Consider the following 25,561-nt stretch of genomic DNA (forward strand, 5'->3'; position numbering starts at 1 on the left):
TGCTTCCCGAGTACGCCAACGACGAAGCCTTCATCTCCATGTTCATCAGCGAGGCGCGCATCTCCGCCACGCTGTCCCACGGCAACGTGGCCCAGGTCTTCGACTTCGGCCGCGTGGATGGGGAGTATTTCCTGGCCATGGAGTTCGTGGATGGCCAGCCGCTCCACCGCGTCCTCAAGCGCGCGCTGAAGAGCGACCTGGGTGCCCTGCCCATCCCCATCGCCGTCTTCATCGCGATGGAGATGTGCCGGGGCCTGCACTACGCGCATACCCGCACGGACAACAGCGGCCGGCCGCTGGGCATCGTCCACCGGGACATCTCCCCGGACAACGTGCTGCTGGGCTACGAAGGTCAGGTCAAGATCGTCGACTTTGGCATCGCCAAGGCCCAGCTCATCCGGGGCTTCAAGACGGCGCCCGGCGTGGTGAAGGGCAAGTACCTCTTCTTCTCCCCGGAGCAGGCGCGCGGAGAGGACGTGGACGCACGCACGGACGTCTGGGCCACGGGCGTCGTGCTGTATGAGCTGCTCTGCGGGAAGCTGCCCGTGGAGGGGCCGCCTCACGTGGTGATGATGCGGGTCGGACGCGGCGAGTTCGCGGCCCCCAAGGTCCTGAGGCCGGACCTGCCGGACGCCTTGAATGAAATCCTGCTGCGAGCGCTCGCTCCGACCCGGGACATGCGCTTCGAGTCCAGTCATGAGTTCGGGGATGCGCTGGCGGGGTTCCTCTACTCGAACTTCCCGCGCTTCTCCGCGATGACCGTTGCCCACCTGCTGCGCTCCCTCTTCCAGGCGGAGTTGGTCCAGGGAGGCCGGAAGCTGGAAGTGCCGCACTCCTTCCTGGAGGAGATGAGCGCCTGGCGCGCTCCCCCGCCCACCAGGTCTCCTCGCACGCGGAGCTCCACGGAGCCAGGCAAGCCGCGCTCTTCGCGCATTGAAACCCGTCCCTCCGGCTCGGAAACACCCGCTCCCATCCAGGAGGCGCCACGTCAGCGTCTCTACCCGCTGGCCCTGGCGACACTTCTGGGGCTCGGCGCGTCCTGGTGGCTGCTGTCGAACGCGAATGCCCCGGAGGTCCAGCCCCGTCCCCTCTCCGCCAGGAACGTTCCGCAGCCTGTCAGGGAAATGCCCGCGCCCCCGCCCACGGTCAGCCCTCCGCCCAAGAGCCCTCCCCCCGCCACCGCCAGCCCCGCGGTGGCCGCCGTGAGCGCCAGGCCGCTCACCGTCGGTGACTTCATGGTGAAGCTCCGCGACTTCATCGGGCAGCAGGACTTCAATAGCGCGCGGATCGTCGCCAATGACTGCGTGGTCCAGTACCCGGAGGCGCCGCAATGCCATCTCTTCCTGAGCGTGATCGAAGCCAAATTCCGGAATCTGCAAGCCAGCGCCGACCACTACGAAGCCTTCGTGCGGCTGACCCCCGAAGGCAATCCCCATCGCAGTCGCGTCATCGAACTGCTGTATTCATCGGACTTCGATCCGAATCCATTCGACGTGGCGCTCCTGCTGGCGCAGATGACCGAGGAGCCGTCCGGGACGGCCTCGCAAGCCTCGGCGGCACCCGGGCGCAGTGACGGTGATTGGAGCAAGCTGTTCCACAAGCAGGCCGCCGAGACCTCCAAGCGAAGACGAAAGGCCGAAGCGCTTGGCCCAGCGCGGATGTGCGTCCTGCTCGATCCCCGGAACGCAGAATGCCATCTCATCCTGGGCGACAGCTACCAGCGCCTCTACAAACGCAAGCAGAGCCGCGAACACTATCTGCTATTCCTGACGCTCGCTCCCCAGAACCATCCCTCAAGGGCGTACGCCAGCAGCATGACCGAATAGCGGTTCTGCGCTTAGGATACCCGCCCAATGGCACTGCACGCGGGGGACGCCTTCGGGCGGTATGAGCTGGTGTCCTGGCTGGGCCAGGGCGGCATGGCGGAGACGTGGCGCGCCCAGCTGGTAGGCGACGCGGGCGTCACCAAGCCCGTGCTCATCAAGAAAGTGCTTCCCGAGTACGCCAACGACGAGGCCTTCATCTCCATGTTCATCAGCGAGGCGCGCATCTCCGCCACGCTGTCCCATGGCAACGTCGCCCAGGTCTTCGACTTCGGCCGGGTGGACGGTGGGTATTTCCTCGCCATGGAGTTCGTGGACGGCCAGCCGCTCCACCGCTTCCTCAAGCGCGCGATGAAGAGCGGCATGGGCGCCCTGCCCGTCCCCATCGCCGTCTTCATCGCCATGGAGATGTGCCGGGGGCTGCACTACGCCCACACGCGCACGGACAGCAGTGGCCAGCCGCTGGGCATCGTCCACCGCGACATCTCTCCAGACAACGTGCTCATCAGCTACGAGGGCCAGGTCAAGATCGTCGACTTCGGCATCGCCAAGGCCCAGCTCATCCGGGACCTCAAGACCGAGCCCGGCGTGGTGAAGGGCAAGTACCTCTTCTTCTCCCCGGAGCAGGCGCGCGGAGAGGACGTGGACGCGCGCACGGACATCTGGGCCACGGGCGTCGTGTTGTACGAACTGCTCTGCGGGCGGCTTCCCCTGGACGGGCCTCCCCAGGCCGTGATGATGCGCATCGCGCGCGGCGAGCTCCCGCCGCTGAGCGAGTCACGGCCGGACCTGCCAGCAGCACTCCAGCGAATCGTCCTCAAGGCCCTGCATCCGGAGCAGTCCGAGCGCTTCGAATCCAGCCACGCCTTCGCGGAAGCCCTCTCTGGCTTCCTGCACACGAACCACCCGGGTGTCTCCTCGCTGAGCCTCGCGCACCTGCTGCGGATGCTCTTTCGTGACGACCTGCTCTCGCACGGCCGCGAGCTGTCGGTTCCCCCCTCCTTCCAGGAGGAGCTGGAGTCCTGGCGCGAGCAGGAACCGGCGCTCCCGAAGAAGCCCGCGCGGCCCAGGCCGCTGCTCCATACCGGCAGGATCCCCCTCCCCGAATCCCGCGTTGAAATCGTGGAGGAGGAAGCCCCGACCGCGCTCGCCCCCGCGGCGTCGCGCAAGTGGATGCTGGGATTGAGCACCACGGGCCTGGCCATCGGGGCCAGCTGCTTCTGGCTCCTCGGCGCCCCCGGTGCGCCTCCCGAGCACCCTGGAGCCACGCGCCCCATCGAGCGTCCTGCCGCCGCTGTTCAATCCCTCTCCGACACGGCACCGCCCCCCACCCTGGCGGCCACACCGGTCCCCCAGGCGACAGGCAGCGCGCCCCTCACGGTGGAACCGCTTCCGGAAGCGCCCCTGTCCCTGGCCGACTATCAGGACCGCGTCCAGGCGCGGGTGCAGCAGGGAGGGCTCCAGGACGCCCTGGACCTGGCGCATCAATGCGAGACGCGGTTCCCCCGGGAAGGGGAATGCCAGCTCCTGCTCGGGATGCTTTACTCGCGGATCAATGACAGCCGCAGCAGCGTGACGCACTATCAGCGCTTCCTGGAGTACGCCCCCGACACGCACCCCAGCCGCGCCAAGGTCGTGCGGATCCTGGATGACGCGAAGGCGCTCTCATCGGCTTCGGGCCGCATCGTGAAGCCGGAGACCTTCGCCGACATGATGGAGACCGGCCGCGCGGCGTTCCGCGACGAGAAGTACCCGGAGGCCGCCGCCGCGTACCGGAACGCGCTGGCCATGAAGCCGGACTCGTTCGACACCAAGCTCGACCTGGGCCTGACGCTCATCAAGCTCAAGCCGGGCACCGCCAAGGACCACAAGCAGGCGGTGAAGCTCCTGGAGGACGTCACCCGGAACAATCCCAGTCTCCGGCGAGCCTGGCTGGGTTTGGAGACCGCCTACACCCTGACCGGCAACAAGGCCAAGGCCAAGAAGGCCCACGACCGGTACATGCTGATGTCCCCCAGGAACATGGCGAACCCAGCGAAGGCGAGAGAGCGGATCAAGAACCTCGGCTTCTAGTCCGCGCCGGGCTGGAACCCCAACCCCTGCGCCACCTCCGTTTCCGTCAGCTCGCGCCACGCCCCTTCCGCCACGTCCAGCGCCACCTGCCCCACTGATTCACGGTGCAGCGCGAGCACCGGGTGCCCCACCGCCGCGAGCATCCGCTTCACCTGGTGGTGCCTTCCTTCCGTGAGCGTGAGCGCCACCACGTCGGGCGCGCGGAGCACGGCCTCCGCCGGGCGCGTGGGGCCGTCCTCCAGCGTCAATCCCTCTCGCAGCCTCGCCAGCGCCGCCTCCGGGGGCTGCCCCTCCACGCGCGCCACGTACCGCTTGGGCAGGTGCGTCTCTGGCGCCGTCGCGTGCCGCACCAGCCGCTCGTCGTTGGTGAAGAGCAGGAGCCCCGTGGTGTCCCGGTCCAAGCGGCCCACCGCGTACCACTCGAAGCCTTGAAGCTCCGGCGGCAGCACCGCGCGCAGCCTTTCGAAGACAGTGCCCACGCCTTCTGGATCCGACCCGTGCACCACCGGCCCCGAGGGCTTGTGGAACATCAGCACCCGCACCTGGCGCGTGAGCGCGCGCTCCACGCCGTCCACGCGCACCCGCGTCCCCTCTCCCACCGGCGCGAACGGCTCCCGCTCCACCCGGCCGTCCACCTCCACGCGGCCGTCATGGATGGCCTGCGCGGCCTCGGCCCGGGGCAGCACGCCGGCCCGGCCCAACGCTCGCGCCAGCCAGTCCGTGCGGGGGCCCACCGGGGTCTCCGGTCCCCTGCGCCTCGCGGCCTCCAGCCACCTGGGCGTCCGTTGCTTGCGCGCCATGCGTCCTCCCGTCTGCCGCCCGCTGTATCAGATGCGTCACGCCAGGGGATTTCCCCGAACACCCTGGACATGGATACGAGCAGGAGGGCTTCCAGGGGGGCACCACGCCGTTTGACTCCCCCAGGCGGCTCTGCGCATGTGCGCGCCCGCCGTGTCCACGCGTCCCCCCGAAACCGCTGAAGCCCCGCCCGAGTTCGTCGCCTCCCTCGCGCCCCCGCCGCCCGGCCCCGCGGTGGCCTTCGTGCTGCGCCTGGGCCACGCGCTGCACCGCCTCGGCACGCCCGCCCACCGCCTGGAGGGCCTGATGATGAAGGTGAGCGAGCGGCTGGGCCTGGAGGCCCGCTTCTTCTCCACGCCCACCTCCATCTTCGCCTCCTTCGGCCCGCCCGAGGACCTGCGCACCAGCCTCATCCGCGTGGAGCCCGGCGACATGGACCTGGAGCGCCTCATCCTCCTGGACATGCTCGCGGACGACGTCATCCACGGGCGCCTCACGCCCGCGGAGGGCGCACCCCGCGTGGAGGACATCCTCGCCCGGCCGCCGCGCTACGGCCCCGCGCTTCAACTGCTCTGCTGGATGCTGGCGGGCGCTTCCGCGGCGCTGCTGTTCGGCGGCGGCTGGAAGGAGATGGGCGTCGCCGGCTTCAGCAGCCTGGCCATTGGCATGCTGGACCTGCTGACCCGCAAGCAGCCAACCACCGCCCGCGTGCTGGAGCCCGTGGCGGCCGTGCTGTCCGCCGCGTTCGCGGGGCTCGCGGCCCACTTCTTCGGCCCGCTGCACGGCGAGGTGGCCACGCTCGCGGGCCTCATCGTCTTGCTACCCGGCCTCACGCTCACCATCGCCGTCAACGAGGTGGCCACGCGCAACCTCATCTCCGGCACGTCGCGCCTCACCCACGCCGCGCTCATCTTCCTGCAGCTGGGCTTTGGCGCGGCCCTGGGCAGCCGCGTGGCCACGGTGCTGCCTCCCGTGCCCATGCCCACGCCGTCCCTGCCCACGGTGCTACCCCCGGGGGTCGCCATCGCCGCGCTCGTGGTGGCGGGCTTCGCCATCGCGGTGCTCTTCCGCGCCCGTCCGCGGGACTGGGGATGGATTGCCCTGGCCGGCGCCGCCGCGTTCATGGGCGCGCGGCTGGGAGCGCTGCTCCTGGGGCCTCAGCTGGGCGCCTTCGCGGGCGCGCTGCTGTTGGGCATTGGGAGCAACGCGCTGGCGCGGCTGCGCAACCGGCCCGCCGTCACCACCGTGGTGCCGGGGCTGATGCTGCTCGTCCCCGGCAGCGTGGGCTTTCGCAGCCTCGCGTCGCTGCTGGAGCGCGACGTGGTGGCCGGCGTGGACACGGCCTTCTCCATGCTGATGGTCGCGGTGGCGCTGGCGGCGGGCCTGCTGTCCGCCAACGCCATCATGCCTTCGCGCAAGGTGCTCTAAAGGGCCGGCCTCACGCCAGCCGCATCAGGTACACACCCGCGAGCGCGACGATGAAGTACGGCACCAGCACCGCCGCGCCCGCGTACTCCTTCGCCATGCGCTGGCCGAAGAAGAGCGCCAGCAGCGACACCGCGGAGAGCACCGCGCCCAGGTACGCGAGCAACGGGCTGCCGTTCACCAGCAGCGCCACCGCGCCCGCTCCGCTCAGCGCCCCGGCCGCCAGCTCCATCAGGGTGATGACCGCCAGCATCGGCGTCACCACGCCCTTCAGGGGCGACTTGGAGAAGTGGCCGGTCAGCCACCCCAGGTTCCCCTTCCAGTCCACGACCTTGTCCAGGCCGGACTGCAGGAAGAGGATGGCCAGGAAGGCGGCGCACAGGAGCTGCGGAAGCCAGAGCGTGAAGCGGGCGGAGTCGAAGGGCGGCATGCGCGCACTCTAGCGCCCCCTCCGCCGCTCCCAAGCTCCGTGAGCAGGCAGGCGGCCAGTGCGTGGGGAATGTTCCGGAGACAATCCGGCCGGGCAGGCTCCCGTCGGCAGGTCCGGCTCCATAACTTGGCAAGGCCATGGCCTCCGATCAGGTAGCGCGACGCGTCTTCGTGGGTCTCATCCTGCTGTCCATCGTCCTGTTGTGCCTGGTCATCCGGCCCTTCGCGGAGGCGTTCTTCCTGGCGGCGGTGCTGGCGGGCACCTTCTACGGACTGCACACCCGGCTGAAGAAGCGGCTGCGCGGCCACGGCAACGTGTCCTCCGGGCTCATTGTCAGCGGCATCCTGCTGGCCCTGCTCCTGCCCCTGGGCGGCCTCACCGCCTTCGTCGTCGCGGAGGTGTCCGAGGGCGCACGCTTCGTGACGGAGGCCGTGCAGAAGGACGGGATGACGGGCCTGGTGGAGAAGCTCCCCAGCGGCATCCAGGGCCCGGTGAGCAAGCTGATTGAGCGGCTCCCGCTGGAGCAGGCCGAGCTGGACCAGAAGCTCCAGGAGCAGGTGACGAACCAGGGTGGCACCGCCGCCAAGGCCGTGACGGGAGCGGTGGCCGCCACGGGCAGCATCATCCTCCAGCTGACGATGATGCTCATCGCCCTCTTCTTCTTCCTCACCGACGGCGCGCGGCTGGTGCAGTGGATTGAGAGCGTATCGCCGCTCAGGCGCGGGCAGACGCGGGAGCTGCTGCGCGAGTTCAAGAGCACCTCCGTGTCGGTGCTCGTCTCCACCATCGCCACCGCGGGCGTCCAGGCGGCGGTCGCGCTCATCGGCTTCCTCATCGTGGGGGTGCCCGCGCCGCTGTTCTTCGCGGGCCTCACCTTCTTCCTCGCCCTCATCCCCGCCGTGGGCGCCGCGGTGGTGGTGCTCTTCGCCGCGGGCCTGATGTTCCTCAGCGGCCACCCGTGGGCGGCCCTCTTCCTGGCCATCTGGGGCGTCGTCGTGGTGGGGCTCGTGGACAACGTCGTCAAGCCGCTCCTGGCCCGCAAGGGCATGAACCAGCACGGCGCCATCGTCTTCTTCGCCCTCTTGGGCGGCCTGGCGGCGTTCGGCGCGGTGGGCCTGCTGCTGGGGCCCCTCATCGTCGCCTTCTTCCTCTCCGTGGTGCGCATCTACGAGCGCGACTACGGCCGGCCCAACGGACGGATGGGCGACCCGGCCACGCCGGGAGGCCCCATCCCGCCGGGCTCCCAGCACGTCGTGCTCACCACGGAGTCCGGAACGCCCATCACGGACGCGGACACGCCGTCCAACCACTGACGGCCCCGCGTTCCGCTCAGGGCGTGGACTTCACCGGCGCCGCACCCTTCTTCGCGGGGGTCGGCGCCGGAGCCGTGTCCGGCCCCAGCTCCTTGAAGGCCTCGCGCACCGCGTCCGGCGAGCCCGCCACCTTCGCGGCGACGCGGCTGGCCTCCGAGGGAGACAGCCGGCCCAGCAGGCTGCGCTCCAGGTGCTGATCCACGAAGGCCTGGGTGGTGTCCTCCTTCAGGTCCACCAGCGCGCCCTTCGCGTCCAGCACCGGTATCACGCGCGGCGAATTGAGCAGCAGCACCGTGGGCACGTCCACGGCCTTCACCCGGCGGGCGACCTCGTCGCGCAGCTTCGGGTCGAAGTGGATGCCCTTCTCCTGCACCAGCGCGCGGATGCCCTCGTAGTCGCCGGTGGCCTTGATGACCATCAGCTTGGAGAGCAGCTCGCCCACGGCCTCGCGCATCTTCGCGTAGTCCGGCACCGTGAGGTAGGTGCGGCCGTTTTCCGTCACCTGCTTCACCGCGCCCTTCTCCTCCAGGAACGTCACCGTCATGTGGTGGCCGCGCTGGTGGTCCTCCTCGAAGGCGTTGCCCGTCTCCACGCGGCGCAGGTTGGTGAGCCCCTCCACCAGGAAGTCCCGGTACATCTGCCGGGCGATGGCCTCGTGGTCCGGCGACAGCTCCGCGAGCGCCGGGTCGAACGCGTGCCACAGCGCGATCAGGTCCGCGCGCGCCTCCTCCAGCGTGTTGTCGTACTCCTTGAGGAAGACGGACGGGGACTGGCCCTTCAACTTCGGATCCACCTGGCCGGACGCGTGGCCCAGCACTTCGTGGAAGGCCACCAGCCACTTGCGCGCGGTGACGGAGTACTTCTGGGCCTGCTCGCGGTCCTCCGCCGTGCGGGAGAACTCCAGCGCCAGGGGCAGCCGCGTCACGGCGGAGGCGGCGTCCATGACGTTGGTGATCATCACGCTCTTGCTGCCGTACTTCTCCCGGATGTGCTGCTCGTTGGGCAGGTTGATGCCCGCGGGCGGCTCCGGGTTGGAGGTGATGAGGTTGATGGCCTTGGCCACCGGCGGCGAGACCTTCTTGCGGCGGTACTTCTGGGGCCAGGGCAGCCGGTCCTCGAAGTACTGGGCCTTCTGGCCCATGAGCACCATGATCTGGTTCTCCGCCGTGTCGCGGTAGTTGACCAGCCCTTCCCACTGTCCCTTGTGGCCGCGCGGGTCGACGTAGGTCTCGATGAAGCCCAGGTTGGCGTCCACCTTCGGGTCCACCTTGAGCCACGCGATGTTGTACGCGTCCCAGTCCTTGGGGCTGCCCGTCTGGAAGTAGCGCACCAGCTTGCCCAGCGCGGCCCTCTGCGCGGGCTCGGCGGACTTCATCGCCTCCTGGAGGTGCGCGATGACACGCGAGAGCTCCTTCGCGTACAGGCCCGGCTTCACCTTGCCGTCCGGCGTGCCCGCGCGGAACACCTGCTCCGTGAGCTTGCCGTCCTGCTTCACCACGCGCGAGTTGAGCGGGTACTTCTCCTTGAAGCCCACCAGGTCCTTCTCCGTCACACCAGGGCCATAGGCCGTGTTGGAGGACGCGGTGAGGAGGTCCTGTCCCGGCGGCGGGGCCTTGGAGGTGAGCTGCGGCTCGAAGCTCGCGTCGAAGAGGGTGGGCGTCAGGTCCTGGAGCCAGGCCTGGAGCGCGGCCTCGTCCTTCACCGTCCAGGGTGCGCCGGCCTTGAGCGCGCGCGAGGCGCCAGCCGCGAGCTGCTCCGCGGTGAAGGCCGGGACGAACTTCTGGCCGGTGGTGCTGTCGTGGTTGCCGCCGTGCCCGTAGAAGCGCAGCAGGTAGTCCGCCAGCTTCCCGTCGAAGCCGGACGCGGCGCTCTGCGCGTCCCGGCCGAAGAGCCAGACGCCCTCCAGCAACTGCTTCGCCGGCACCAGCTTCCAGCCGAGCTGATCCAACGCGATGTCCTCGCCCGCGTGCGCCGCGAGCGTCAGGGACCACGCCACGCGCTTCTCCGCCAGGGACAGCTCCGCGATGCCCGGCGCGAACATCTGGGCCACGGCGGTGTTGCCGGAGCGGGCGCGGAGGAACTTGCCTCCGGGCACGGTGAGGGAGGGCTGCGCGGCCTGCGTGAGGCCGGCGTCAGGCGCGGGCGGCTTCTGCGGGGTGGCGGGCGCGGCGGCGAGGACGGCGGCCAGCAGCAGGGGCTTCATGGGAGGCTCCAAGGAGACGTGACGGGACGTGGCTACCCCGCGCGCGGGGTGGACTCAAGCCGCGCGCCGCCGCGCCCCTCACGGCCAGACAGAGTGTGCGGCCGGAGCGGGCTGGGTCCCGCTCCCCGCAAGGAATGCGCGGGATGCCGCCGGCTCGCGCAAGGTTTGCGCCGGGCCCCCTAGCGGGATGCGCACCCGCGCCCGGGCCCACCGCCACGGAGGGCACCAGTCCATCCCGGTACGGGGCATGCAGTGTCGAAGGCCGGACAGGTTTCATTCCTCCCTCCGTTCGAGCCAGCGACCATGACCTCTTCGCTCTCCCTGCGCCGCGCCGTCCTGCTCGCCGCCCTCAGCGCCGCGGGGTGCGCGGGGTCCTCGATGCAGACGCGTGCGGATCCCTCGCCCCCGCTGCCGCCACCGCCCACCTCGGTGGCGCTCACCGTGGGCTATCAGGAGGCGGTGAGGCTGGGGGCCGCGTTCGCGCGGAGCCAGGACCAGGCCCTGGAACTGGTGATGGCGAAGCAAGGGGAGGCGTCCTGGTGGCTGCGGTACGCCTCGCCGGCGGGCCAGAAGTCCCTGGACTTGCGCGTGGACGGGCAGACAGCGAAGGTGGAGCCCATCCCCCTTCCGCCCTCCGCCGGGGAGCCCTCCCGGTAGCGCGAGACGCCGTGGCGGCGGCCCTCCGGGTCCCACAGCGCTCTGAATCGCCTCACTGCACGGTTGTCACGACCCAGGCTCCATGGAGGCTCCACTGCCCACCCTCATGATTGTGATTGTCAGCGCGGTGGCCGTGCTCGTGGGGATGATTGCCCATGCCGCTGGCCACCTCACCGCGAACGGGCTGGGACGCCTGGTGCTGCTCGGAGGACTGGCCATCCTGCCGCTGGCCGTCAGCGGTGCCGGGGTCGCGGTGGGCGTGCGCGAATCGAGCCAGACCCAGTTCTGCATGGGCTGCCACGAGATGGAGCGCTACGGGCAGAGCCTGTTCGTGGACAACCCCAACGCCCTGGCCGCGGTCCACTACCAGAAGCGGCTCATCAACCGCGACTCCACCTGCTTCTCCTGCCACACGGACTACGCGCTCTTCGGGGACGCGAAGGCCAAGCTCAACGGCCTGCGGCACGTCTGGGTCCACTACTTCGGGACCATCCCCCCGGAGCCCCGGCTCTATCAGCCGTATCCCAATTACAACTGCCTCCACTGCCACAACGACGCGCGCGGCTACCTGGAGGCCGGGCCGCACCGGGAGCTCCAGGCGGAGCTCCAGAGCGGGGCCCGCTCGTGCCTGGGCTGTCATGACCTCGCGCACGACCTGGAGGGCGTGAAGGCCCAGAACTTCTGGCTGCCGGAGCGACCAAGCCCATGAGCCACGACAAGCGCATCCGGGTGGCGGCCCTCTTCGTCCTGGCGGGGCTGCTCATCCAACTGTTCGCCCTCTTCTATTGGACGCCCCTGACCTTCGTCATCTCCACCGCCGTGGGCGTGCCCGGGGTCCTGCTGGGGGTCCTGCTCTACGGCGTCACGGTCTGGAAGATCCTGAAGGAGCAAAAAGCCCTATGAGGCGCTCCGCGTTTGACGCCTCGGGGCCGTCCGGGTCCGTCCTCCTTCGCGGGGGACGGTGGCGGGTGGGGCTCGTCGCCCTCCTCCTGTTCACGACTCCCATCTTCGCCGTGAACTCGCCGCAGGACATCCGGCTGCCTCCGCTCAAGGAGCGCGCCGCGCCCGCTCCGGCGCTGTTCTCCCATTGGGGGCATGGCTCCATGTACTGCTACAGCTGCCACCCCGGCACGTTCCCGCAGGCCCGGCTGGGCTTCACGCATCAGGACATGCGAGAGGGCCGCTACTGCGGGCGCTGCCATGACGGACAGGCCGCCAGGGCCTGGCGCTCCATGGACTGCGAGGCGTGCCATGCGCGTCGCTGACCTGGGCACCTGGACGCTGTTCGCCTGCGCGCTGGTGCTGTCCACCCCAGGCCCCGCGCGAGCGCAGTCGCAGGAGGAGAAGCGGCGGCAACTCCAGGAGCGGCTGGGAATCAAGCCGCCCCCCGCGCAGGCGACGCCCGATGCGGGAACGCCGTCCCCCACGGAGGCCGCCAGGCCCCCGTCCGCGCCCCCCGCCCGGACGCCCGCCAGCGCGAACCGGCCCCGCGTGCCGGGCTTCGCGGAGGACGTCCGGCCCATCCTGGAGAAGGAGTGCGGGTCCTGCCACGGCCCGGACGGAATGGCGTCCCGGTCCCGCTGGGTGCTCCGGGGCGAGCCGGCGGACTACGAGGCCACCTTGCGCTTCGTGCAGCCCGCCACCGCCGCCCAGAGCCCGCTGCTCAAGAAGGGCACCGGCACCACGCTCCACGGAGGCAAGAAGGTCTTCGCGGTGGAGTCGGCGGAGTACGCGACGATCCTGCGGTGGATTGAAGGAGGCGCTCCGCCCGGCAAGGCACGCGGCGGCACGCCCGCGGCGCTGACCACGGCCAGCCCTGGCGCTCCCCATCCGTCCCACGACGGCGCGCCCGCGTCTCCCGGCGCCACTCCAGCGCCCGTCGCGGCCACGCCTCCCGGCGCCACTCCAGCGCCCGTCGCGGCCACGCCTCCCGGCGCCAATCCGGTGCCCGGCGCGTCCACGCCCCCCGCCTCTCCGCCAGCACCATCCGCGTCCGCGAGCGCCGGCCCGCCTTCCGGAGACGCCTCGGCCGCGCCGCGCTTCGCTCCCCAGGTGCACGAGGCGCTGCTGGCGGATTGCTCCAGCTGTCATGCCTCGGACGGGATGGCCGGCTCCAGCCGCTACGTGACGCACGCGGATCCGGAGCAGCACCTGCGTTCGGTGGAGCCCCTGGTGGTGCCCGGCACCGCCGCCAGCAGCATCCTGTACCAGCGCGCGAAGGGCGACTCGCACCCGGGCGGCGCGGTGTGGGAGCCGGGCAGCGCGCAGCTGTCGCTCCTGGCCCGGTGGCTTGACGCGGGCGCCTTGGGGACGACCCCACCGGCCCCCGAGAACACCGCCGTGGCCACCGCCACGCCCGCGCCCGGGCCCGCCGCGGCGCCCCCAACACCGCCATCCACCCCGGCCAGCCCGCACGCGCCGTCGGGCCCTCACGGCGGCGTGCCGCTGGGGACCTTCCCGGTCCTCGGCTCGCTGAGCCTGAACGGACGCTTCGACCTCAACTACGAGCGCGTCAACTACAACGACCACCCCTTCAAGTCAGAGGGCGAGAGCGCGCTGCGCAGCTACCACCACTTCCTCTTCCTGACGCGGCAGTCCGCCGAGGATCCGGTGACCCTCACCCTGGAGCTCCTTTCGCTCCAGTTCTGGGAGGTGGGCTACCGGCTCAGCGAGGCGTCCTGGCCGGTGAAGGTGTTCGCCAAGGGGGGGAAGATCCTGGTGCCCTTCGGCGCGGATCCGCTCTTCCACCACGGCTACGGAGGGCTCGCGGGCTTCGACCAGCGGGTGCTTCCGGTGGTGTTCGCCCGCGAAGGGCTGACGGTGAACGTGGAGCGCCGCATGGGGCCGCTCGCATTCTCCGGCGACGCCTACGTCATCTCCGGCTACCGGCTGAAGCGCGCGGACGCGGTGCTCAACCTCCAGTCGGACCTGGCACCGCTGGAGGACACCCGACTGGGCGTCGGAGCGAGGCTTGGCGGCTCCTGGGGGCCCATCAACGTGTGGTACTCGCCCTACTTCAATTCGCTGGGGTTTGGGCGCCGCCTGTTCCTCCAGGCGCTGGACGTGGCGGTGTGGCGTCCGCGCGGGCTTCCGGTGCTGGAGCACTTCTCGCTGGGCGCCGGGCTGCTGCGCGCGGATGTCTCCGGGGGAGAGGCGGAGGGCTACGGCGGGCCGGGCGAGGACTACTACCACTTCGCCAGCTACCTCCAGCTGCGCTACCACCCCACGGACTGGCTCTACGTCCAGTACCGGCAGGGGCTGCGCACCTTCGGAAACCGGCGAGGCCTCATCCTGGACTCGAACGCGCTCACCCGGGAGGACGCCTCCAGCCACAACGTGGGCGTGGTCGCGCGGTGGCGGGGCTTGAGCGCCGGCCTCTTCCAGTTCTGGAACCTGGAGAAGACAGACGAGACGCCGGACGACTTCACCCGGCTGGTGGTGGCGTATGAGTTCTGACTCCCGAATCCAGACACGGGCCGCGGTCCTCACCGCGATGTTCGCGCTGGCCCTGGGCTGCGCGGACTTCGAGCGTGGCCCCGTCGCCGCCGACGCCGGTGCGCCCCCCACCGACGGCGGCGGCGAAGGGGACGGAGGAAGCGCCGTGTCCTTCGCGAGCGACGCCCATCCGCTCCTCACCACCGGCTGCCAGAGCTGCCATCGCAGCGGGGGCTCCGCTGGCAACACCTCCTTCCTGCTGACGGGCGATGCCGACGCGGACTACGCGGCGGCCATCTCCCTCACGGACACCTCCAATCCCTCCGCCAGCCGGCTGCTGCGCAAGGCCACCGGCGCGGGCCACGGCGGCGGGGCCGTCTATGGGGAGGGCACCCCGGAGTACCAGACCCTCCTGGCGTGGATCTCCGGAGGCGCTCAACCATGACGCACATTCTTCCCGAGGCGGCCCCCATGAGACGACCCCTCCTGCTCCCGGCCGGAGCGCTGCTCCTGGCCTGCGCGCTGAGCGCCTGCGCCAAGCTGGAGACACCCCACCCGGAGCTCGTCACCGACGGCCCGCATTCGGTGCTCGTGGGCCAGGCGATCCAGCTCACGGTCACCACGCGCGAGGCCACCGACGACGGCTACCACTGGGAGAGCGAGGCCCCGGCCATCGCGACCGTGGACGACTCCGGGCAGGTGACGGGCGTGGGCGCGGGAGAGACCGCCATCAAGGTCACCGGCGCGAGCTCCAGGCTGGAGGCGCGCCATGTGGTGGTGGTGATGGGAGGCCTCGCGGGCGACGGCGGAGTCGACCCCAACCAGGTGCCCTACTACCTCGCCTGGTCAGGCTCTCCGCACGCGGACACCACCGCCGAGGCCTTCTCCCACTGGAACGAGGACGGCCTTGTCCCCGCCAGCTGCGCGAGGTGCCACAGCTCGGAGGGCTACATCGACTTCCTGGGCGGTGACGGGTCCGCCCCTGGCAAGGTGGACGCCCCCGCGCCGACGCAGTCCGTGGTCCGCTGCGAGACGTGCCACGACAGCGCCGCCGCAAGCCTGACCTCGGTCACATTCCCCTCGGGCAAGCAGGTCACCGGCCTGGGCCCGGAGGCGAGGTGCGTGGTGTGTCACCAGGGACGCGCCGCGGGCAGGGACATCGACGCGCAGGTCGCGGACGCGGGCGTGGTGGGTGAGGACACCGCCTCGCCCGCCCTGGGCTTCACCAACATCCACTACTACCCCGCGGGCGCGACGCTCTTCGCCAGTCAGGCCGCGGGCGGCTACCAGTACGCGGATCAGGTCTACGACTCGCGCTTCCGCCACGTCCCCAGCTTCGACAAGTGCAACGAGTGCCATGACCCGCACACCACGCGGGTCCGCTGGGATGCCTGTGCCACCTGCCACCCCGGCGTGACCGACGTCACGAAGGCCTGGGACATCCGGCAGATTGCCTCGCGCAATCAGGACTACGACGGGGACAACAACCGCACCGAGGGCGTCTACTACGAGATCCAGGGCCTGCGGGACCGGCTGCTCGCCGCCATCCAGCGGTACGGCGCGGAGCGGGCCCGGCCCCTCTGCTACGGCAACACCCACCCGTACTGGTTCCGGGACACCAACGGAGACGGGACCTGCGCTCAGACCGAAGCCACCGCCACCAACGCGTTCGCCGGCTGGACCCCTCGCCTGCAGAAGGCGGCGTACAACTACCAGCTGTCCCGGGTGGACCCGGGCGCGTTCGCGCACAACGCGAAGTACATCATCCAGCTGCTGCATGACTCGACCCAGTCGTTGAACACGGCGCTGAGCGTGCCCTTCGACACGTCGCTGCTGGTGCGCAACGATCCGGGCCACTTCAACGGCGCCAGCAAGGCGGCGCGCAACTGGGACTCGAGCGAGACCGTCCAGGCCAGCTGCTCGCGCTGCCACAGCGGCGCGCAGGGCTACCGCTTCTTCGTCCAGTACGGGGTCGGGCAGCTGGTGCCGGAGACCGCCAACGGCCTGGAGTGCGCCACCTGCCACGAGAACTTCGAACCGGACTACGACGTCTTCGTCCCCTCCCAGACGTGGCTGCCGGACGGCAAGACGGTGAACCTGCCGGGCCAGGACAACCTCTGCGCCAACTGCCACATCGGCCGCGCGTCCAAAGCCACCATCGACACGGCGCTAAGCGCGGGGGGCACGCCGCGCTTCCAGAACGTGCACTACCTGCCGGCCGCGGGGACGCGCGAAGGAACGCTGGCGCGGATCGGCTACGAGTACCCCAACAAGACCTACGCGGGCCGGCTCACGCACATGGGCGGGGTGCAGTGCACGAGCTGCCATGTCCCGGGCAAGAGCAACCACACCTTCCGCATCCAGGACGTGTGGAACGAGCGCTGTGAGACGTGCCACGCGGACCAGAGCGCGGCGGAGCAGATCCGGCTCGTCCACGTGTCGGACTACGACGGCGACGGGAACACGGCGGAGACCCTGGAGGCGGAGGTGGAGGGCATGGCCGCGCGCGTGCTGACCGCCATGCGCGGGGTGACGAGCAACGGCCTCTGCTACAACGGCGACGTCAATCCGTACTTCTTCAAGGACACGGACAAGAACGGGGCCTGCAGCGCCACCGAGTCCGTCTCCGCCAACGCGTTCGCGCCGTTCACACCGGCGCTCGTGAAGGCCGCCCACAACTACCAGCTGAGCAAGAAGGACCCGGGCGCCTGGGCGCACAACTTCAACTACATCGGGCAGCTCCTCTACGACAGCGTGGAGGACCTCACGGGGGCGGCCCCCTTGAACATGCTCCGGCCTTGAGGCTGGAATCCGCGCGTGAGCACCGTTGCTCGCCGGGACAGGCCCGGCGGGCGCGGTCGCCGAGGAACGCGGACCCATGAAGCCCTACCTGTTCTCCCAGCCCTCCAAGCCGGCGCGCCTGGCCCACTGGGCGTCGCTTGTTCCCCTGCTCATGCTGCTGGGGGGACCGGTCGCCTGTGGCGATGACGAGCCGGACGACCCGCGTCCGGACAGCGGCACCCAGACCGTGGACGCCGGCTCTGATGCGGGCTCGGACGCCGGCTCCGACGCGGGCACGGACACCGACGCAGGCACGGACACCGATGCAGGCACGGACACCGATGCAGGCACGGACACCGATGCGGGCATGGACACCGACGCAGGCACGGACGCCGATGCAGGCACGGACGCCGATGCAGGCACGGACGCCGATGCGGGTTCCGGGACGGACGCAGGCACGGACACCGATGCGGGTTCCGGGACGGACGCGGGCTCGGAGAGTGATGCGGGCACGGACGCCGATGCGGGCACGGACGGCGGCGTGGTGGCATGCACCCCGAGCGGCTGGGTCGACACGCCCCCGGACCTGAGCGTCATCGGCGATACGTCGCTGGACATCCGGACCCGGCTGGAGGCCATCCCGGGCCTCATCGTGGACCAGGACCGGACCGGCGGCAGTGTCCCCGCGGGCTACCGGCACTTCGTCCTGCGGTACAACCAGCCGTCGGACCACGCCCACCCGGAGTGCCAGCGCTTCGAGCAGCGCTTGACGCTGATGCACAAGGCGGACGCCAGCCCGATGGTGCTCTCCACCAGCGGCTACAACGTCTCCACCGGCACCGGCCGTTCGGAGCCCACGCAGCTCCTGTCCGCCAACCAGGTCGCCGTGGAGCACCGCTTCTTCCCGCCCAGCATCCCGTCGCCCGCAGACTGGAGCCACCTCACCATCCGCCAGTCCGCGGATGACTTCCACCGCATCACACAGGCGCTCAAGCCCATCTACACCGGCAAGTGGGTGTCCACCGGCGGCAGCAAGGGCGGCGAGACGGTGGTGTTCTTCCGCCGCTTCCACCCGGACGACGTGGACGCCACCGTGGCGTACGTGGCGCCCATCACGAAGCGCAACGACGAGCGCTTCGTGACGTTCCAGGACACCGTGGGCGGCGACGCGCAGGTCGCGTGCCGCGAGCGGCTGTGGGCCTTCCAGCGTGAAGTGCTCTTGCGCCGGAGCCAGATGCTCTCCCTCGTGGATGCCTACGCGGCGAGGTTCAACCTGACGTATTCCCAGCTGGGCCGGGAGCTGGCGCTGGAGCACGCCGCCATCGAGACCTACTTCGCCTTCTGGCAGTACGACTCCGCGGAGAACTGCACCCAGAACATCCCCGCCGCCACCGCCACGGACCAGGAGCTGTTCGACACGATGGACTACGCGGTGGGCATCCGGTCCTTCTCGGACCAGGGCATCACGCCGTACGCCGCCTACTACTACCAGGCCGCGGCGGAGCTGGGCTGGCCCCAGCCCTATGAGAAGCACCTGGGCTCGCTCATCCACTTCCCGGACACCGACACCGGCGAGGTGTACTCGCCCCCTGGCATCCCGTTCGTGTTCCGTCCCAGCGCGATGCCGGACATCCAGGACTGGGTGTCCTCGCAGGGACAGCGCCTGATGTTCATCTACGGCAGCTACGACCCGTGGACCGCGGCGGCCTACGTGCTGGGCAATTCGCAGGACTCCTACCTGTACACGGTGGAGGGCGGAAACCACGGCGCGCGCATCAGCCAGCTCCCGGCGGGCGCGCAGGCGGAGGCGAAGGCCAACCTCAACCGCTGGATGGGCATCGCCCCACTGAAGCGCGCTCCCAGGTTCGTGCAGTCGGAGGAGCCGCCCGACTTCGGGCCCCATGTGCCGCCCCGCCTGCGCGCGGCGACGCAAAACTAGTCCGACAGTCGGACAGGTCGCGGGCCGTCCCGGTGTGCTCCGGGGCGGCCCGTCGTCTTTTCAGCGGCCCATCTCGTACGGCCCGCCCCGCTCCAGGGCCCACTGGTACGCGGGGCGCGCGTGGAGCCGGTCGAGGTAGGCCGTGAGGTTCGGCAGCTCCGCCAGCACCCGGCCGCCGTCCTCCACCAGCGGCGACTTGCCCAGCGGGTGGATGGCCTTGAGCTCCGGCGGAGCGAAGCCCGTCTTCGGATCACGCTCGTAGCGGACGACCTCGTAGTCGAGCCCCAGCTCCTCCAGGAGCCAGAGGATGCGCTGCGAGCGGGACTCGGAGAGGTGATGGACCTTCAGCATGATGGGAGGGCTCCTCGCGTCCGGAAGCGGGACGTTCCGGGGGAACACTCTCCCAGGTCGCTCCTCCGGACCAGCGCGGTCCGGAGGAGCGGTGTTCAGCACTAGAACGCGGCGCCGCTGGCGCGCTTGCCGGGAGAGCTGCTCAGGCTGGACACACCCGTGTGCAGCACGAAGCTGCCCGTGGAGGACGTGTCCGGGCTGCGGTTGGCGGACACGCCGTCCGTGCCCGCGAGCGACGAGGCGAACGTGGCCGTGTCCACCACCGTGCCGGCGCTGTTCTTCACCGTGACGGTGTCACCGCTGTTGCCCAGGACCAGCGAGCCCGTGGACGCGGCCACCGCGCCTGGCGTGCCGGACGGGATGCCGGACGCGCCGCCGAACACCACCACCGCCTTGCCCGCCGCCACCGAGGTGCCGCTGGCGAAGGTGTGACGCACGGCCGTGCCGTCCGACACCGTCCAGCCGCTCAGGTCCACCGCCGCCGTGCCGCTGTTGACCAGCTCCACGAACTCGCCGTTCACGTCCGAGCCCGGCTCGTTGATGAGCACCTCGTTGATGAACACGTTGCCCGTGCCGCCGGTGCCGCCCGTGGTGATGGTGAAGGCCGCGTTGGACAGGTCGGTGACGGTGGCGTTGCTCGCGTCGCTCACCCGCACCCACGCGGTGGTGCTGGCGCTGGAGGGCACCGTCCACGCCACGCTGCCGGAGGACGCGCCCGTGCTGGACGTGATGGTGGTCCAGGTGGAGCCGTTCAGCGAATACTCCACCTTCACGTTGGAGACGCCGGACGCGGACCAGGTGATGGTGCGCGCCGAGCCCGCCGTCCAGCTCTCACCGCCGTTGGGCGACAGCACCGTCACGGTGGAGGCCGTCGCGCCGTCCCCCGGGATGAGGAAGTCCTTGATGACGCCCATGTGCTGCATGCCGGACGCGCCGCTGTCGCCCGACAGCGCCGGGGAGATGTCGGACAGGGGCGAGTACACGCGCGTGTCCACCACCAGGCCATTGGCGAAGGTGCTGGAGCCCATCACCACCGACGTCTGGTAGGCGCGCAGGTCGTTGTCCACCAGCACGTGGTCATACGGCGAGTTGCGGCCCGCGTTGGTGTTGGTGTTGCCATTCTTGTCCGCCGGGTACGGCGACGCCGTGGACACCACGCTGGAGAAGGTGCTGAAGGTCGCCTCGCTGCGGCTGCCGGTGTTGAAGTCACCGCCAATGACCAGGTAGTCGCTGGCGGGCACGTTGGCGTTGATGAACTTCACCAGGTTGGACGCCTCCGTGTTGCGGATGCTGGAGCTGGTCGTCAGCAGGTGCACGCTGATGGCCCACAGGTCCTTGGGGCCCGGGATGTCGATGCGCGCCCACGCGAAGTCGCGGTTGGACACCTGCGTGTCGTCCCACTCGCCGGCGGCGATGATGGGGTAGCGGCTGATGATGCCGTTCGGAATCTGCGCGCCGGCCTCGCGGTAGTACGAGAAGCCCGTGCCGAACGCCGTGTCCACGAAGGCCCGGATGTCCGCCGCGGAGTCCGTCTGGTAGTTGAACTCCTGGATCATCACGACGTCCGCGTCCGTGCCCTGGAAGATGCGGATGCCGTGGCCCGGGTTGTAGTCCTGTCCATTGCCGCTGCTCAGGTTGGCCGCCATCAGGCGCAGCCGCACGTTCGCCAGCGAGTCCTCGCGCGCGACGAGCTCCGGCGCCGGCTGCTCCGCATCCGCCTCCACGGAGCCACCGCACGCGCTGAGCGCCGCGCACACCAGCGTGAAGGACCACGTACGCCAGGAGGCGGCAGGCCGCCGGAAGAGGTCTTGTTTCAGGCTCACGATGTTTCATCCTGCTCCCGGAAAACCCGGGAGCCGTAGAGGTTCAAGGACGTCACGGCAGCGCCGCGGACGCAGTATTCCGCGTACACGACGCCTCCGCCGTTTATCCGTCACATTCCTTGAAACGTTGCGTGAGCGCCGCATCCCCCCCGGCGGGGACGCGCAATGTTACGCATTGTTACATCGCGGCCGTGGTGGACAGCGCGACGAAGGCGTAGCGCAGGCCTTTGCCCAGCGTGACGAAGACGACGAAGGGCAAGGGGCGCACGCCCACGAAGCCGCCCGCGAGCACGAACGCGTCCCCCAGGATGGGCAGCCACGACATCAGCAGGGCGGGAGCGCCCCAGGTGCGCAGGTTCGCCTCCACGCGCGCCATGCGCGGGCCTTCCTTCTCCCGGCGGCGCGCCACCCAGCGGCCCACGGCCCCGCCTCCGCCGTGCGACACCCACTGGCCCAGGATGTAGAGCGTCACCGCGCCCAGCACGTTGCCCACGGTGGCCACCACGGTGGCCACCACCGGCGGCGTGCCGTTGTAGATGAGGGCGGCGAGCATCGCCTCGGAGGGCACCGGCACCACGGAGCCCGCCAGCATGGCGACGAAGAACATCCCGGGAAGGCCCCAGGTGGACAGGATGGACGGCTCGGCGGGCATGGGCGGCCTGGGCCATACACCCGGCACGGGGCGTTCGTCTTGTGCGGCGTCAACGCTCCCTTGCCCGCCATCCTGGCCCCCCGGTGCCGGAGGCTGTCCGGCGACGCGGCCCCCTCAGGGGCAGGGGTTGTAGGCGCGGGTGGGGGTCACCATCGTCCCCGCCATGCGACGCTCGACGCGCGAACGGTCAGGCATGCGGTCCATCGACACGGAGGACGAGCGGATCGCCTCCCTGCTGGTGGCGGAGCCCCCGGCGCTGCACTTCGAGGGCTCCCGGAACCTGGTGGTGCGGCTGCGCGACGGACGCACCTTCGTCCTCACCGTGCTCACCCTGGAGGCGCTGGAGGCACGGCTGGGAAGCGCGCCGTCCTACGTGGCGACCGGCATGGTCCTGGTGCGGCGGATGTCGGACGGCGCCCTGCTCCACGCGGTGCGCTCCGCGCTGGACCAGGGCCTGGAACACTTCGGCACGCTCCAACCGCCCATTGAGGAATAGGGCACCGGGGGGCGCGCCGGCTCAGGGCGCGGGAGCCCCGGTGAGCTTCCCCGCCACCTTGCGGCCCTGGCGCCACACGCCGGTGATGCGGTCCGCGGCGATGATGCTGGCTGTGGGGTCGCCCTCCACGAGGAAGAAGTCGGCGCGCAGGCCGGGCTTGATGCGGCCCCGGTCCTTGAGCTTGAGCAGGTCCGCCGCGTTCCCGGTGGCGACGGCCAGGGCCTGTCCCGGCGTGAGGCCCGCGCCGACCATCAGCTTCAGCTCGCGGTGCTCCGCGTAGCCGGGGATGCGCAGCGGGGTGGCGCCGGAGTCCGTGCCGAAGCCCACCTTCACGCCCGCGTCGTACAGCGCCTTCAGGTTGGCCTGGTTGGTGGAGAGCGCGTGGCGCGCCTCCTGGGCCTTGGGATCCTCCAAAGTCTTTTTGCGCCACGCGGAGTCGTTGAACTGCGCGCGCAGCTCCGGCGACAGCGCGGGCTGGAGGACGGGGTCGTCCACGAGCAGGGGCTGGTCCGCGTAGACGACGGTGGCCTCGTCCAGCTCCAGGGTGGGCACGTACCAGACGCCGCGCTTCTTCATGGCCTGGATGAAGGCCGCGTCCACGGGCTGGTCGCGCACGCCGTGGGCGATGATGTCCACGCCCGCGTCCACCACGGCCTTCGCGTCCTCCAGGTCGTGGATGTGGGCGGCGACGCGCAGGCCCTGCTTGTGGGACTCGTCGATGACGGCCTTGTAGATGTCCGGCTTCATCTTCGGGAGCTTGCCCAGGAACGTGTCCACCCAGACCTTCACCAGGTCCACGCGGTTCTTGGCCAGCGTGCGCACGGCGGCGCGGGCCTCCTGCGCCGTGGTGGGGCGGAAGAGCTGGTCGGGCGCGTTGTTCGTCATGGCCTGGGGCGGCCCGCCCTCCGGCACGCCGATGCCCTGCCCCGCGCCGAAGAGGTCCGCGCCGGTGAAGGTGTCCGCGTGGGCCTCCTTGCGCAGCTCGTTGAACAGCGGCCGGTTCATCCCGAGCGCCGTCACGGTGGTGACACCGTAGGCGGCGAACTGGCGCAGCTGCTTCTCCACGTTCTCCCGCGTGTAGTTCTGGGAGCCCGTGGTGGTGCCGGACGTCTGGCCCACGTGGCTGTGGTCGGAGATGAGGCCGGGCAGGAGCGTCTGGCCCTTGAAGTCGATGACCTCCGCGCCCTTGGGCACCTTGACGTTGATGGCGAGCCCCACGGACACGATGCGCCCGTCGCGCACCACGACCGCGCCCTCCTCCAGCGGCTGGCCCCCGGAGCCATCCAGCACCGTGCCGCCCTGGAAGACGACGGTGCGGGAGGCGGCAGGCGCCGCGCTGACGGACAGCGGCAGCGCGAGGGCGAGCAGGGCGGCGGTCAGGTAACGCGAGCGCATCAGGGCGGTCTCCTCCGGGGGGAAGGGGGAAACCCTAGGAGCGCGTCCGGGTGGCGACAACCCTTCGTGGCCCAAGACTGTCGTGACGCCGGTGCTACAGGCCGGGCGCACGGTGGGAACCCAACGCCGCATCGCGGCGCGCGAGCGACTTCCACCGGGAAACACGGCGCCGTGATTATGCTGCCCGCCCGATGGATGAACCCGGCCTGCAATATCCCGGAGAAGCCCTGCGCGGGTGGCTCCGGCAGTTCGCCAAGACGCCGCTCGCCGAGCCGACGCTGAAGCTGCTGGTCGTGCTGGCGGACACGGTGTTCTTCGCGAGCCTGGGCCGCGAGGAGGGCGAGGCCACGCGAGTGCGCATCGCCTACCACGCGCAGGGGTTGCAGGGCCTGCAGGCGGTGCGCGAGACGGTCTACATCGGTGGACAGAAGGGCAAGCGGCAGGCGTGGGAGACGCTGCCCCTGGAGGCCAAGTCGAGCATCACCGACTTCAGCGTGGAGGCGCTGGTGAAGCTGGCGCCCGCGGCGAACCTGCCGCGCACGGCGGTGGTGGTGGGGCCGCGCGAAGGCAAGCTGCGCATCCAGGGGCTGGCGCGCCGGGTGGAGTACACGGAGTTCCACGCCGAGGGCGAGGAGGACGTCTTCATCCTGCACGCGCCGGAGCCGGGCCACCTGGTGGTGAGCACGCAGGGGCGCGAGGTGTTCCGCTACGAGCAGGGCGCGCCGGTGCCACCGGGCCGGCGCGTGGCGTTGCACGACCTGCTCTTCCACGAGGACAGCGCGGTGCGCACGGCGCTGATGGAGATGTGCGCCACGCTGGTGGAGTCGCTGCCCAAGGTGCAGCCGCTGATGGGCGGCAACCGCGAGTGGTACGTGTCCAACGCGGTGCAGGGACTCATCCGGAGGATGGCGGGTCTGCATCACGGAGGGCTCATCGCGTTCCTGCCCAAGCAGCACGACGTGGAGCGCTTCCGGGCGCGAGGCAAGTACGTCCTGCCGCCGGAGCAGGGCTCGCTGTTGCGCCAGCGGTTGCAGCGCTTCGTGCAGGCGCGGGCGGACCTCATCAACGGCGCCTGGCAGGCGGAGGCCGGCAAGGCGGCGGAGGAGGAAGAGGATCCGGAGTTGAAGAAGGCCGCCGCCGAGCACGACGACAAGGTGACGGAGAGCGACTTCCAGGCGCTGGTGGAGAGCATCGGGCAGTTCACGGCGGTGGACAACGCGCTGGTGTTGGGGCCGGAGCTGGAGGTGCTCTGCGCGGGGTATCAGATTGCGCTCCCGCGAAGCGGCCCGCCGCAGGTCTTCGAGGCGCGCACGCTCCAGGGGCGTCCCGGGCCGCACTACCCCATCCACCAGCACGGCTCGCGCCACCGCGCCGCGGCCGTCTTCGCCAACCAGCACTCCGGAGCCATCGTCTTCGTGGCGTCCCAGGACGGCCCGCTCCGCTGCCTGCACCGGCCGCCCGGCAAGAAGAAGGTGCTGCTCTGGAGCCTCCTGCTGACGGAGGACTGAGGCCGGAATGAAGCGGCTGTTTTGGGTGCTGCCGCTGGGGCTGCTCGTGTCGGGCTGCGCGACGACGCGGGTCGTGCGCCTGGAGGTCGATGGCGGCGAGCGAGTCACTGTCACGCCTCGGGAAGAGGAAGGCGCGTCTCCCTCCGAGGCCCGGTTGGAGGAGGACGAGTTCAAGGCGGCGGTGAAGACGCTCGCCCGGGACGTGCGGCCCTTCGCCCATCCTCTGCGGCAAGCGCGAGAGCTGTTCGGCCTGCCGGAGCGCAGCGGCCTCTTCGGGTTCAAGGAGCGGACCCGGCAAGTCATCCCACTGGGCGAGGAAGAGGCACGGGAGTTGCGGCTTCTGGATGCGTCGGACGACCTGACGCGCGGCTACCAGCAGTGGTGCGGCAAGAAGCGCAAGCAGCCGGGAGACTGCCTGCGCTTGCTGGAGGAAGGCCCCTTGCTGGGCAGCGACGGCCG

Annotated in this window: 21 protein-coding genes and 1 pseudogene; 15 read left to right on the top strand and 7 right to left on the bottom strand. The window is 70.4% G+C overall.

Features of this window, described 5'->3' with window-relative positions:
• Together D7X30_RS23870 and D7X30_RS23875 are read left to right on the top strand one after the other, a co-directional pair.
• Positions 1–1,826, top strand: a 1,826-nt coding sequence (locus D7X30_RS23870) for a serine/threonine-protein kinase (RefSeq protein ID WP_147443289.1), incomplete at its 5' end; no start/stop codon positions are given.
• 27 nt (positions 1,827–1,853) lie between these two features.
• Positions 1,854–3,896, top strand: a complete 2,043-nt coding sequence (locus D7X30_RS23875) for a serine/threonine-protein kinase (protein WP_120565240.1) — start codon at positions 1,854–1,856, stop codon at positions 3,894–3,896.
• Here D7X30_RS23875 and D7X30_RS23880 read toward each other — a convergent pair.
• Positions 3,893–4,696: a pseudouridine synthase gene (locus D7X30_RS23880; protein WP_120565241.1), complete on the bottom strand. Its 804-nt coding sequence runs from the start codon at positions 4,694–4,696 to the stop codon at positions 3,893–3,895. The genes D7X30_RS23875 and D7X30_RS23880 overlap by 4 nt on opposite strands.
• Positions 4,697–4,832: 136 nt before the next feature.
• Between D7X30_RS23880 and D7X30_RS23885 the strand changes: the two genes are divergently transcribed.
• Entirely contained in the window at positions 4,833–6,122 is a 1,290-nt protein-coding gene (locus D7X30_RS23885) for a threonine/serine exporter ThrE family protein (RefSeq protein ID WP_120565242.1), read from the top strand.
• A gap of 10 nt (positions 6,123–6,132) precedes the next feature.
• Here the strand turns inward: D7X30_RS23885 and D7X30_RS23890 are convergent, their stop codons facing one another.
• Positions 6,133–6,549: a DoxX family protein gene (locus D7X30_RS23890; protein WP_120565243.1), complete on the bottom strand. Its 417-nt coding sequence runs from the start codon at positions 6,547–6,549 to the stop codon at positions 6,133–6,135.
• Positions 6,550–6,686: 137 nt separating this feature from the next.
• On the opposite strand from D7X30_RS23890, the gene D7X30_RS23895 reads away from it, so the two are divergent.
• Positions 6,687–7,862, top strand: coding sequence for an AI-2E family transporter (locus D7X30_RS23895; RefSeq protein WP_120565244.1), 1,176 nt, complete (start codon positions 6,687–6,689; stop codon positions 7,860–7,862).
• 16 nt (positions 7,863–7,878) lie between these two features.
• Here the strand turns inward: D7X30_RS23895 and D7X30_RS23900 are convergent, their stop codons facing one another.
• A complete protein-coding gene (locus D7X30_RS23900; RefSeq protein ID WP_120565245.1) occupies positions 7,879–10,065 on the bottom strand; it encodes a peptidase in 2,187 nt (728 codons plus the stop codon).
• Positions 10,066–10,368: 303 nt separating this feature from the next.
• Here D7X30_RS23900 and D7X30_RS23905 point away from each other — a divergent pair, with 303 nt between their 5' ends.
• The 8 genes from D7X30_RS23905 to D7X30_RS23940 all read left to right on the top strand — a co-directional run bounded on the left by D7X30_RS23905 (position 10,369) and on the right by D7X30_RS23940 (position 18,877).
• The gene (locus tag D7X30_RS23905) at positions 10,369–10,722 is read left to right on the top strand and encodes a hypothetical protein (RefSeq protein WP_120565246.1); all 354 of its coding nucleotides are present in this window, start codon (positions 10,369–10,371) and stop codon (positions 10,720–10,722) included.
• A gap of 106 nt (positions 10,723–10,828) precedes the next feature.
• Complete coding sequence (locus D7X30_RS23910) at positions 10,829–11,431, top strand: NapC/NirT family cytochrome c (RefSeq protein ID WP_158619357.1); 603 nt, start codon at positions 10,829–10,831, stop codon at positions 11,429–11,431.
• Complete coding sequence (locus D7X30_RS23915) at positions 11,428–11,625, top strand: hypothetical protein (protein ID WP_120565248.1); 198 nt, start codon at positions 11,428–11,430, stop codon at positions 11,623–11,625. Before D7X30_RS23910 ends, D7X30_RS23915 begins: the two co-directional genes overlap by 4 nt.
• Positions 11,622–11,987, top strand: a complete 366-nt coding sequence (locus tag D7X30_RS23920; RefSeq protein ID WP_120565249.1) for a c(7)-type cytochrome triheme domain-containing protein — start codon at positions 11,622–11,624, stop codon at positions 11,985–11,987. The genes D7X30_RS23915 and D7X30_RS23920 overlap by 4 nt, the downstream gene beginning before the upstream one ends.
• Positions 11,974–14,178: a hypothetical protein gene (locus D7X30_RS23925; RefSeq protein WP_120565250.1), complete on the top strand. Its 2,205-nt coding sequence runs from the start codon at positions 11,974–11,976 to the stop codon at positions 14,176–14,178. The genes D7X30_RS23920 and D7X30_RS23925 overlap by 14 nt, the downstream gene beginning before the upstream one ends.
• Positions 14,168–14,602, top strand: coding sequence for a hypothetical protein (locus D7X30_RS23930; protein ID WP_147443288.1), 435 nt, complete (start codon positions 14,168–14,170; stop codon positions 14,600–14,602). Before D7X30_RS23925 ends, D7X30_RS23930 begins: the two co-directional genes overlap by 11 nt.
• Before the next feature lie 26 nt (positions 14,603–14,628).
• The gene (locus tag D7X30_RS23935; RefSeq protein ID WP_158619359.1) at positions 14,629–16,959 is read left to right on the top strand and encodes an Ig-like domain-containing protein; all 2,331 of its coding nucleotides are present in this window, start codon (positions 14,629–14,631) and stop codon (positions 16,957–16,959) included.
• 76 nt (positions 16,960–17,035) lie between these two features.
• On the top strand, positions 17,036–18,877 hold the full coding sequence (locus D7X30_RS23940; protein WP_120565253.1) for a S28 family serine protease: 1,842 nt from the start codon (positions 17,036–17,038) through the stop codon (positions 18,875–18,877).
• Positions 18,878–18,937: 60 nt separating this feature from the next.
• Here D7X30_RS23940 and D7X30_RS23945 read toward each other — a convergent pair whose 3' ends face one another.
• The 3 genes from D7X30_RS23945 to D7X30_RS23955 all read right to left on the bottom strand — a co-directional run bounded on the left by D7X30_RS23945 (position 18,938) and on the right by D7X30_RS23955 (position 21,703).
• Positions 18,938–19,228 carry a glutathione S-transferase N-terminal domain-containing protein gene (locus D7X30_RS23945; RefSeq protein ID WP_120565254.1) on the bottom strand — a complete coding sequence of 97 codons (291 nt, stop codon included), beginning with the start codon at positions 19,226–19,228 and terminating at the stop codon, positions 18,938–18,940.
• 101 nt (positions 19,229–19,329) lie between these two features.
• Positions 19,330–21,051 carry a lamin tail domain-containing protein gene (locus D7X30_RS23950; protein WP_120565255.1) on the bottom strand — a complete coding sequence of 574 codons (1,722 nt, stop codon included), beginning with the start codon at positions 21,049–21,051 and terminating at the stop codon, positions 19,330–19,332.
• A 178-nt stretch (positions 21,052–21,229) separates the two neighbouring features.
• Positions 21,230–21,703: a YqaA family protein gene (locus D7X30_RS23955; RefSeq protein ID WP_120565256.1), complete on the bottom strand. Its 474-nt coding sequence runs from the start codon at positions 21,701–21,703 to the stop codon at positions 21,230–21,232.
• A 193-nt stretch (positions 21,704–21,896) separates the two neighbouring features.
• On the opposite strand from D7X30_RS23955, the gene D7X30_RS23960 reads away from it, so the two are divergent.
• A complete protein-coding gene (locus D7X30_RS23960; protein ID WP_120565257.1) occupies positions 21,897–22,199 on the top strand; it encodes a hypothetical protein in 303 nt (100 codons plus the stop codon).
• A 21-nt stretch (positions 22,200–22,220) separates the two neighbouring features.
• Here D7X30_RS23960 and D7X30_RS23965 read toward each other — a convergent pair whose 3' ends face one another.
• A complete protein-coding gene (locus tag D7X30_RS23965) occupies positions 22,221–23,594 on the bottom strand; it encodes an amidohydrolase family protein (protein WP_120565258.1) in 1,374 nt (457 codons plus the stop codon).
• A gap of 191 nt (positions 23,595–23,785) precedes the next feature.
• Between D7X30_RS23965 and D7X30_RS23970 the strand changes: the two genes are divergently transcribed.
• Both D7X30_RS23970 and D7X30_RS23975 read left to right on the top strand, forming a co-directional pair.
• Entirely contained in the window at positions 23,786–25,102 is a 1,317-nt protein-coding gene (locus D7X30_RS23970; RefSeq protein WP_120565259.1) for a putative sensor domain DACNV-containing protein, read from the top strand.
• Between the two features lie 7 nt (positions 25,103–25,109).
• Positions 25,110–25,561, top strand: a pseudogene (locus D7X30_RS23975) (hypothetical protein); the annotation flags it as partial.

The organism is Corallococcus sp. AB011P, assembly GCF_003611605.1.
In the GTDB taxonomy this organism is placed as follows: Bacteria; Myxococcota; Myxococcia; order Myxococcales; family Myxococcaceae; genus Corallococcus; species Corallococcus coralloides.